The organism is Mesorhizobium sp. M7A.F.Ca.CA.002.15.2.1, assembly GCF_003998715.1.
Taxonomy (GTDB): Bacteria; Pseudomonadota; Alphaproteobacteria; order Rhizobiales; family Rhizobiaceae; genus Mesorhizobium; species Mesorhizobium ciceri.
On the sequence record NZ_RZPI01000325.1, the window covers coordinates 1 to 5,993 of the forward strand.

General features: G+C 63.7%; 6 protein-coding genes and 1 pseudogene. 1 reads left to right on the top strand and 6 read right to left on the bottom strand.

Translation table 11 applies throughout. From position 1 onward, the window contains the following. A partial coding sequence (locus ENZ74_RS18520; RefSeq protein ID WP_127312909.1) for an HlyD family type I secretion periplasmic adaptor subunit occupies positions 1-973 on the top strand: 973 nt, incomplete at its 5' end. 21 nt (positions 974-994) lie between these two features. On the opposite strand, the gene ENZ74_RS18525 is transcribed toward ENZ74_RS18520, so the two are convergent. The 6 genes and pseudogenes from ENZ74_RS18525 to ENZ74_RS18550 all read right to left on the bottom strand — a co-directional run. Then, positions 995-1,831 carry a sulfite exporter TauE/SafE family protein gene (locus ENZ74_RS18525; RefSeq protein ID WP_082826541.1) on the bottom strand — a complete coding sequence of 279 codons (837 nt, stop codon included), beginning with the start codon at positions 1,829-1,831 and terminating at the stop codon, positions 995-997. Between the two features lie 124 nt (positions 1,832-1,955). After that, positions 1,956-2,702, bottom strand: a complete 747-nt coding sequence (locus ENZ74_RS18530; protein WP_063168889.1) for an SDR family NAD(P)-dependent oxidoreductase — start codon at positions 2,700-2,702, stop codon at positions 1,956-1,958. 33 nt (positions 2,703-2,735) lie between these two features. After that, a complete protein-coding gene (locus ENZ74_RS18535) occupies positions 2,736-3,914 on the bottom strand; it encodes an alanine--glyoxylate aminotransferase family protein (protein ID WP_063168890.1) in 1,179 nt (392 codons plus the stop codon). A gap of 25 nt (positions 3,915-3,939) precedes the next feature. Next, complete coding sequence (locus ENZ74_RS18540; protein ID WP_013529871.1) at positions 3,940-4,746, bottom strand: 4-pyridoxolactonase; 807 nt, start codon at positions 4,744-4,746, stop codon at positions 3,940-3,942. A 47-nt stretch (positions 4,747-4,793) separates the two neighbouring features. Then, positions 4,794-5,729: an ABC transporter permease gene (locus tag ENZ74_RS18545; RefSeq protein WP_024505120.1), complete on the bottom strand. Its 936-nt coding sequence runs from the start codon at positions 5,727-5,729 to the stop codon at positions 4,794-4,796. 3 nt (positions 5,730-5,732) lie between these two features. Beyond that, positions 5,733-5,993, bottom strand: a pseudogene (locus ENZ74_RS18550) (ABC transporter permease); the annotation flags it as partial.

Below are 5,993 nucleotides of genomic sequence, written 5' to 3' on the forward strand. Positions count from 1 at the left end.
TCTCAGGGCCGAGCGTGACGGCAGGGCCGAGATCGAGTTCGATCCGGCGTTGCTCGCCAACCCCGCCACCGCCGCAAAGGACGCGGTGTCCGCACAGCGCGACGTGTTCGCGGCGAAACACCACAATCTGGCGGACGAGCAGGAAATCCTCAGCCAGCGCCGCCACCAGACCGAGGAGGAGATAAAGGGACTGGAAGAGCTTATCGTCACCAAGGACAAACAGATCGAGGCGATCGAGGGTGAAACCAAAGACCTCGAGAGTCTGCTCAAGAAGGGGCTGACCACCCGCGAGCGGAACCTGTTGCTCAGACGACAGCAGCAGGAGATCGAGGGCGAGCGCGCCACCAATATCGCCGCAATCGCCCGCGCCAGAAGCGCCATGGCCGAGATCGACATGCAGATCCTGAACCTCGATACGGTGCGGCTCAACGAGTCCGTCGATGAGTTGAGCAAGGTCGAGGCGGAACTGTTCGACCTGAGACAGGAGGAGCGTGCCGCCAGGGACGTGCTTACCCGTACCGATGTCGTCGCACCGGTTGACGGCATCGTCATGGATCTGAAGGTCCACACCGCGGGCGGTGTCGTGAAACCCGGCGATACATTGATGACGATCGTACCGCTCGGACAACAACTCGTGGTCGAAGCCATGGTCAAACCGGAGGATGTCGAGACGATCGCACCCGGACAGCCCGCGCGTGTCAGCTTCCCGGCCTTCGCCCGCTACAACCTGCCGCCGCTCGAGGGTGTCGTGGAGATCGTGTCGGCTGACCGCATGGTTGAGGAGCGCAGCGGCGCACCGTATTTCGCCGCGACGGTTGTGATCGACAAAAGCGAACTCGGCAAGCTGGAGGGCCGCAAGCTGCTGCCCGGCATGTCGAGCGAGACGATGATCCGGACGGGGGCTCGCACCGTTCTCTCTTATCTCGCCGAGCCGATCACGCAGAACTTCCGCCGGGCCATGCGGGAAAAATAGCCGTACGCCGCCCAGCGAAATTCAAGACAGCAGCATTCGCCCGGCCGTGATCGCCAGGAAGAATGCAAAGGCAAGTTTCAGGTAGCGCGGGTTGAGCGCGTGGGCGAGCCTTGCGCCCAAGGGTGCGAACAGGAAGCTCACGGGCGCTATGATGGCAACCGCCGGCAGGCTGACGTAACCCAGGCTGAGCGGAGGCCTGCCTGCAATTGCGAGACCCGACCAGATGAAGCCGGCCACTGCCGGAAGCGCAATAAGCAGGCCAAGCGCCGACGATGTGCCGACGGCCCGGTGCACAGGAAAGGAAAAGCTGGAAAGCGTCGGCACCGAGAGCGTGCCGCCACCGATTCCCATGAGCGAAGAGACAAAGCCGATGACAGAGGCGATCGCGCGGTTGATCCAGCCGCTTTGCGGCAGGTGATCGGAGATCACGAAGTGCTTCGGCAACGCCATGTTGAGGGCCACCAGCAGGCCGACGACGCCGAAAACCAGCCGCAAGCCGGCGCCCGGGATGAACTTCGACGTGATGCCACCGATCAGGGCACTCACGAAAACGGCCGGTCCCCACAGAGTGAGCAGAGGCCGATCGACATTGCCGCGCCTGTTGTGCGACCGCATTGACGAGATCGAGGTGGGGATGATGACCGCAAGCGACGTCGCGACAGCCAGATGGCTGATCACAGCAGGCGAAAAGTGGAACAGGCTAAGCACCCAGAACAGCACCGGGACGATGACGATGCCGCCGCCGACCCCCAGCAGACCGGCGAGCACGCCGGAGGCCATTCCGGTCATGGCCAGACCGGCGACCAGCATTGCAATCGTCAGCCCGTCGAAAACCGACGTGTCGAATCCGAAGTCCACTGTGATTTTTCCTTGATTGGCCGACTGCGGCCTTGCGGATACATTTTTGGCCGCGCCTGTCCGCCCGTCGCGACCTGGGTGCAGATCGCCCGAAAGCGTACAGGGGTTTGGGGTGCGGAATGCTTTAGTGGCGCACCATCCCGGCGTCGACATTGAGCGTCTGGCCGGTGATCCAGCGCGCATCGTCGGAGGCCAGGAACGAGACCACATCGGCGATATGTTCCGGCTGCCCCTTGCCTTTCATCGCCTGAAGCATCTCGACGAAGCCGAACGCCTCATTGTGCGGGCTCGCCTTGACGCCGTCGCTCTCGACCAGGCCGGGCGTCACCGCATTGGCGGTGATGTTGTATTTGCCGAGTTCGGTGGCGAGCGCCCTGGTGAAGCCTATGACGCCACCCTTGGCTGCGACATAGGCCGCCATGTTCGGCGTGCCGGCAAAGAAGGTGTTGGATGCGATGCTGATCACCCGCCCAGCTTTGCCTGCCGCACGCATCTGGTCCGTGCCGGCGCGGCTGACGATGAAGGTGCCTGTCAAATTGACGTCGATGATCTTGCGCCAATGGTCGAGATCGACATCGTCCCAGGCGACGAACGGCACGATGCTGGCATTGTTGACCAGGATGTCGATGCCCCCGGTCAGGGTCTGGATTTCGGCGAAGAGTGCCTTGACGGAGGCCGGATCGGAAATGTCGGCGGCAATCGCCCTCGCCCTTCCGCCTATTGCCGCGGCCGCCGCCTTGGCGCCTTTGGCATTGATGTCGCTGACGATGACGATTGCCCCGTCGGCGGCGAGCCGCGCGGCGATCGCCTTGCCGATACCCTGCGCAGCGCCCGTAACCAGGGCCGTCTTCCCCGCAAGCCGTTCAGTCATGAAAATGCTCCCTCAATCCGTGGTGATATCTGTTCAGGCGTCGGCGTCGATCACGGCCAGCGCCGCGTCGATACCCCTGCCGATCGCCAGTTTCTGGCCGGCCGCGTTCATGGCGCCGCCAAGTGCCGTCAGCGCCGCGATCGCATAGATCGGCTGGGCGGTCGGACCCATATGGCCGATGCGCGTCAGCTTGCCCAAGGTCTCGCCGCGGCCAGACGAAAACACCACCCCGTAACGGGCGCGGGCAGCCTGGCGAAGCGCCTTCTCGTCGACACCTTCGGGCGTGCGGACAGCGGTCGTGGTCGGCGACGCGATGCTGTCGCTGGCCGCCCAGATCGACAGGCCCATCGCAGCAATGCCCGCGCGCATGGCCTTGGCGGTGAGCGCGTGGCGCGCCCATACCGCCTCCGGCCCCTCATTGAGATAGAGGTCGAGCGCGACATCGAGCCCGTTGATCTCCGAGACCGACGGCGTGAACGGAAACGGCTTATCCCGCGACCACGCATGCTCCCAATCGACGATGCTCAGCATCGACGCGCGGGGGGCTGCCTCGTTGCTCTTCATCTTGGCCCAGGCCCGCTCGCTGACGCCCATCATCGTCAGGCCGGGAGGCGCGCCCAGGCATTTGTTCGGGCCGGTGACATAGATATCGGCCTTGCAGTCCTCCGGGTGCGTCTGCATGCCGCCAAAGGACGAGACGGCGTCGACGATGAGATAGCCGCCATGCGCTGAGACCAGCGCGCCGATGGCGTCGATCGGATTGATGGTGCCGGACGGCGTGTCGTGGTGGCAGACGGAAACGACGGTGATCTCCGGGTGCGCCTTCAGCATTGCCTCGACCGCCTGCGGATCTATCGCCTCGTTGTAGGGCACCTCGATCTCGAGCAGATGTGGCGAATAGCGCTTCGCCCAATAGCCGAACCCCTTGCCGTAAACGCCGGAGGCAAGGTTGAGCACGACATCGTCCGGCGTGATCAGCGAGGCCGCGGCGGCCTCCAGGCCAAGCACCGGCTCGCCATGCAGGATGACCGGCTTGTTCGACAGCCGCATCGCCTTTTGCGCCTTGTCGACCACACCCTCATAGAAAAGCTGGAACGCCGGGTCGTAGTCGTAGAGCACCGTGCGGCCGAGACCGCGCAGCACTTCGGCATAGGCGTTCACCGGTCCCGCGGTCAGGGTGATGACCGGATCGGCGTGTTCGAGATAGCGCATCGTCTTGTCTCCGGATTGGCGGCGGTCAGCCGTAGAATTGCGTGCCGGTCTTGTAGGTCTTGAAGTTGTCCATGTCGTGCGAGTACATCAGCTCGGCGCCATGGTCTTCGGCGAGTTTCTTCACCTTGCGCATCGAATTGACGCCCGCCACCGGATCGATGTGGAAGGCCGCCTGGCACAGCGTCTCGAGGCTCTTCTGCGTATAGGCCGCATCGATCGTGAACATGATCGGCTTGCGCTTGGGGAACTCGACCAGCAGGCTGTAATGGCCGATCGAATGGCCGGGCGTCGAGATCAGCCGGACGCCCCTGGCAAGCTCGACGTCGCCATCAATGCCTTCAAAGGTCGAATTCGCCCGTGTCGTTCCCGCAAGCAATTGCCCGGTCGCGCCACGCGCTTCGGCAGCCTCCGCCGAAAAACTCAGATCGGAATAGCCGAGATGCTCGAAAGGTTCGGGATTGCAGGCCTGCGGCACCTCGGTCCGGTGGCAGATCTTCTTGGCGTGCGGAAAATACTTGTTGCCGCCGCAATGATCGAAGTGGAAATGCGAATTGACGACGACGTCGATGTCCTTCGGTTCGAGGCCGAGCAGCGCCAGGGCGCCTGGGATGGTCTGGTGCTTTTCCTGGATCGGCTTTTCGAACGGCAGCACCTTCATCACGTGATCGTAGTCGTAGCCGGTGTCGATGAGGAACCGGCCCTCGGCATGTTCGATCAGGATCGAATAGACCGGGAAGCGCACTTCGCCGCCAGGGCCGCGGTTCCAGAACACATGATATCCGTCGAGAACGAGCGAGCCGCCGTCGAGCAGGTAGACCTTGGTATCCGACATTCTTGCCTCCTTTATTGGCGCGGGTCCCGTCCGCGCATGAATTGTCCTCAGCGCGCGCCGCGCTCATATGGAATGCCGAGCGCCGCCGGCAGGCTGGCGCGCCGGCCGAACAGCACCAGCATGATCATCACCGCCAGGAACGGCAGCATCTGGATGATGTCGGTCGGTATGTTGATGCCGGCCACTTGCATGGCCGTCGTCAGCGACAGGCAGACACCGAACAGCAACGCGCCGAACAGCACCCAGATCGGGCGACCGCGCGCCAGCATGGCCAGCACGATGCCGAGAAAGCCCGCGCCATTGGTGATGAACGGAATGAACAGGCCGGCCCCGACATTGGCGAGATACGCGCCCCCGAGCCCGGCCAGCGCTCCGGTCGTCAGCACGGCGATGGTGCGGGTCCGCACGACATCGATGCCGGCGACATCGAGCGCGGCCGGCTTGTCGCCTGCCGCCTGCAAATTGAGGCCCAACTGCGTGCGCCGGTAGATGTAGCCCATGCCGAAAACCAGCGCGACCGCCAGATAGACGATCAGATGATGCTTGAAGAATGCAGGCCCGATGACCGGAAGGTCCGAAAGCAGCGGAATGACAGTCGCATCCGCCGCCGGCAGGCGCGGATAGCTGCGCGAGAACTGGAAATGGTGGAGCAGCGCCGTCAGGCCTTCCAGCCCCAAGGTCAGCGCGATGCCGATGACGATCTGGTTGAGCCCGATGCGCACGCAAAGCAGCGCCATGACAAGCGCCACCGCAGCACCCCCGGCGGCGCCGGTGAGAAAGCCCAGCCACAGCGACCCGGAATAGAAAGCGCCGACAAAGCCGAGATAGGCGCCGGCCAGCATCATGCCTTCGATGCCGATATTGAGCACGCCAGCCTTCTCGGAGATCTGCTCGCCGAGCCCGGCAAGCAGCAGCGGGATCGCTGCGGTGACGGCGCCGAACAGCAGCGCGCTGAGAAAGACCTCGCTGAAGAGCCCGGTCATGCCCTAGGCCCTCCGCGACTGGTTGTATCGGTGATCGAAATATTCGGCGAGCGCGAGCACGATCAGCACGATGGAAACCAGCACCAGCGTGAAATGATTGGGCACGCCGAGCCGGCGCGCCGCGCTCTCGCCGCCGATCGAAAGCACCGAAAGCAGGAACACGAAGCCGATGGCCGCAAAGCCGTTCATACGGGCGAGAAACACGGCGGGTATCACGGCAAGCCCGTAGGCGGGATTCCAGTCGGCGCGGACATTGCCCTGGAC

Coding starts and splice junctions, on each gene's coding strand:
- ENZ74_RS18530 (WP_063168889.1), bottom strand. CDS start 2,702: ATGACTGAACGGCTTGCGGGGAAGACGGCCCTGGTTACGGGCGCTGCG.
- ENZ74_RS18535 (WP_063168890.1), bottom strand. CDS start 3,914: ATGCGCTATCTCGAACACGCCGATCCGGTCATCACCCTGACCGCGGGA.
- ENZ74_RS18540 (WP_013529871.1), bottom strand. CDS start 4,746: ATGTCGGATACCAAGGTCTACCTGCTCGACGGCGGCTCGCTCGTTCTC.
- ENZ74_RS18545 (WP_024505120.1), bottom strand. CDS start 5,729: ATGACCGGGCTCTTCAGCGAGGTCTTTCTCAGCGCGCTGCTGTTCGGC.